Source organism: Roseisalinus antarcticus (assembly GCF_900172355.1).
GTDB classification, from domain to species: domain Bacteria; phylum Pseudomonadota; class Alphaproteobacteria; order Rhodobacterales; family Rhodobacteraceae; genus Oceanicola; species Oceanicola antarcticus_A.
Window position 1 is genome coordinate 1 of record NZ_FWFZ01000097.1, and the last position, 2,698, is coordinate 2,698.

Annotated in this window: 2 pseudogenes; both read right to left on the reverse strand. The window is 62.4% G+C overall.

Features of this window, described 5'->3' with window-relative positions:
- Window positions 1–136: 136 nt before the first annotated feature.
- Window positions 137–908, reverse strand: a pseudogene (gene istB, locus ROA7023_RS23255) (IS21-like element helper ATPase IstB).
- Window positions 838–2,586, reverse strand: a pseudogene (gene istA, locus ROA7023_RS23260) (IS21 family transposase). The pseudogenes istB and istA overlap by 71 nt, the downstream one beginning before the upstream one ends.
- Window positions 2,587–2,698: the final 112 nt, after the last annotated feature.

Here is a 2,698-nt window from a genome sequence, read left to right on the forward strand (position 1 = left end):
CCACGACTGTCAATCGGCAGGCAATCTTGACCCCCTATCGGCATCCAAAAATGACCCCCTCGGAGCGCTCGGGTAGTTGGCCCGATGCGGTGTAGCCCTCATACAGCGCAGCCGTATCGGGCCAGCGGGGTTTGGGTCATTCGCGGGTCTTGAAGCGCCAGCTCTCGTTGCCGGTTTCGACGATGTCGCAGTGGTGGGTAAGGCGATCGAGTAGCGCTGTCGTCATCTTGGCGTCTCCGAAGACCGATGGCCACTCACCGAAGTCGAGGTTGGTCGTCACGATGATGGACGTGCGCTCGTAGAGGCGACTGACGAGGTGGAACAGCAGCTGGCCGCCGGTCTGTGCGAAGGGGAGATAGCCGAGCTCGTCGAGGATCAGGAAGTCGAGGCGGCACAAGAGATCCGCAGTGCGCCCCTGGCGATCAGCGCGGGCTTCGGCGTCGAGTTTGTTCACGAGGTCGACGACGTTGAAGAAGCGGCCGCGCTTGCCGCGGCGGATGCAGGCCCTGGCGATGCTCACGGCAAGATGGGATTTGCCGGTCCCGGTGCCGCCGATCAGCACGACGTTGCGTTGATGCTCAAGGAACTCTCCGGAGGCCAGATCGCGCACCAGCGTCTCGTTGACCGGCGTGTTCTCGAAGCTGAACTCATCGACCTCCTTGGCCAGTGGCAGCTTGGCAATCGTCATCTGGTATTTGATCGAGCGCGCCTGCTTCTCGCTGATCTCGGCGCTCAGCAGGTCGCCCCCTCTCGGCAGCATCGCGTTGCGATGCGCCTGCCGGGCAGTGGACGATCTGTTGCGGTTCGTGCTGGCGCTTCACCGCTGTGGTGATGATCTCATCGTAGGCGGCCTTCATGCCGTAGAGCTTCAGCTGGCTCATCGCGTCCAGCACCTGTGATCTTTCCATGGTTGGGTCTCCTTAGGCTGTCATAGCGTTTGCAGTCGGCCACGGGCTCGCAGGTCAGCCGCAACGCGTCCGGCGTATCGATGGTCAGCGGCGGCGGCGGCTCACGATGCCGGGCCAGGATATTGATGACGACCGAGGCGGCGGGGGCTCCTTCGTTAAGCGCTTCGGCACAGGCAGCCTCCACTGCATCCACCCCATCGGTTGGGATCATGCTCAGGATCTGGACCATCCACTGCCCGGCAGGGCATTGCGCAGCAATGTCCCGAGAGGGGGCCGGTCACCATTCGGCGCCTTGCCAAGCTTGCGCTGCACACGCCTGATCGCTGGCGGCAGTTCCCAGTCCTTGAAGGGCGCGCCATTCCTGAGTGCGCCCGGTTTGCGAGCCAGAACAGGGATGTAGTGCAGCGGGTCGTAAATCGCCTTGTCGCGGCCGAAGCCTCGGTCGTGCTGCCCCACAATCTTGCCGTCCTGCCAGAACTCGACCCGCTCGGCATAAGCACGGATCTCAACTGGGCGACCGACGGCCCGACCATCCACCGAGTAGCGGTTCTTGTCGAACCGAACGAGGCAGGTCTTGGACACCGAGGCAGGCAGCGCGTGGAAGCCATTGAAGGGGCCGACATACGGCACCAGGCTGGCGCGTTCTTGCTCGAACACCTCCCAAGTTGTCCGATCCCGGAGCTCGGGGTGCGGGTTGGACTTGGCCCAGGCGTCGTGCCGGAGGCACGCTTCCAGCGTGACGCACCGGTCTTCAAGCCAAGCGTTGAGTTCGGCATAGCTTTTGAACTTCGGTCGCGGCACGAAGAACCGCCGCCGGATAACGCCGACCTGGTTCTCGACCTGTCCCTTCTCCCAGCCCGAGGCGGGGGTGCAGGGCCGTTCATTGAGGCGCCATTGGTTCGAGCCCAATGGACGACGGGATCGACCAGGTAATGCCCGCACATCTGCTGGAACCGGCGATTGTAGGCGCGGTCGCGACCGACAAAGATCGTATCCACCGCCGTCTTCGCGTCCATTGTCCTCGGACCAATGGCGAACAAGGTCTCGCTGTCGTAAATCCCCCGAGCGCAGGCTCCGCCGAAGAAGGCAAAGGCCTTGTCGTGGGCGTCGAAGACCATCTCCGTTCGCCATTGTCTCTCGGACCAATGGCGTTCCAAAGGCTCACCTCGCGCGGGTAGGCTCGCACGAACAGCATTCGGCTATGGCAAAGGCGGACGTGCGCCACCTTCACTGTCGTCGTCGCGCCATCGATCACCACGATCTCATGGCTCCAGTCAAACTGATAGGCCTCACCGGGATCGAAGGTCAGCGGCACATAGGCAGCGGCCGATGCCTCCTGTTCCTCCTTGGACCATGAGGCCGCGCAGCGCCGGACAGCATCGTAGCCGCCGTCATATCCGAGGGCTCTGAGTTCCTCGAAGATCCTGATCCGGGTCAGCCTCTCGCGCTTGGGCTTGCGCGCGTTCACTGCCAGCATCTCGTCGAGATTGTCTTTCCAGGGCCCAATCTTCGGCTGTGGCTGGACCGTCCGCTCATAGGTGAGCTCCGTCACACCAGATCGGATCACCTTGCGCACCGTGTTCCGCGATACCCGCAACTCCCGGCAAATCTGCTTGATCGGCTTCTTGTCCTGAAAATACGCCCGACGGATCTTCGCAATCGTCTCCACAACCAACATCCCACACTGTGCTCCCCGATAGCCTCGGGGGCATTATCCAAATCAGTGCAAGGGGGTCACTTTTGGACGCCGATCACCCCGCTACGGGGTCAAAATTGCATGCTTGTTCACA